This is a genomic window from Kribbella albertanoniae (assembly GCF_004348455.1).
Classification (GTDB): Bacteria; Actinomycetota; Actinomycetes; order Propionibacteriales; family Kribbellaceae; genus Kribbella; species Kribbella albertanoniae.
Genome location: NZ_SMKA01000578.1, coordinates 1 through 627, shown reverse-complemented (window position 1 = coordinate 627; position 627 = coordinate 1). Strand labels below are relative to the sequence as shown.

Sequence of the window (627 nt, the reverse complement as noted above, 5' to 3'; positions counted from 1 at the left end):
GGGTGAAGGTGAGGTTGTAGGTGCCTGGTTTGGTGAAGGACCAGTTGCCGTGGGCGTGGGTGCCGATGGGGATGTTGTAGGTGTCGGGCAGGCCGTCGGCGGAGTTGAAGATGATCTGGGGCTGGCCGAAGGAGTTGAACTCGAAGACGGAGACGCGGCCGGGGCCGGTGACCTTGTCGAGGCGCCAGGTGACGGCGTTGCCGGGTACCTGGCCGGCTTTGAGTTCTTCGGTGTTCCAGCCGAGCCAGATGACGCCTTCCTTCTGCGTCTGGGGGATCTGCCAGACCGGGGTGCCCTTGGGGCCGAGGAAGCCGAAGGCGCCGCCGGGTGAGGTGGTACCGGCTGCTGAGGTGAGCTGGATGGTGACGTCATCAGGGTCGCGCCAGACCGGCGTACCGGACTTGGTGCCGTCCTTGATGCGGGACTGCAGAGCACCAGCTACCAGCCGTACGGCGTAGTCCGCGTGACCGTTGGAGAGCGTCGTACGAGTGGTTGCCGGCTGGGTGCTGGACGGCGTCGTCGTGGTCGGCGTGGCGGTCGTCGGCGGGGGAGTGGTGATGCAGGGCTTCGGGGTGCTGGACACCGGCGTGGTGGTCGGGGCACCAGCCGGGGAGGTGGGTGGTGCGG

The 627-nt window shown here is 67.6% G+C and carries 1 protein-coding gene; it reads right to left on the bottom strand.

Features of this window, described 5'->3' with window-relative positions:
* Positions 1–583 (bottom strand): choice-of-anchor M domain-containing protein (locus E1261_RS44990; RefSeq protein WP_238176874.1); only part of this gene is annotated, 583 nt, incomplete at its 3' end.
* Between the last annotated feature and the right edge of the window lie 44 nt (positions 584–627).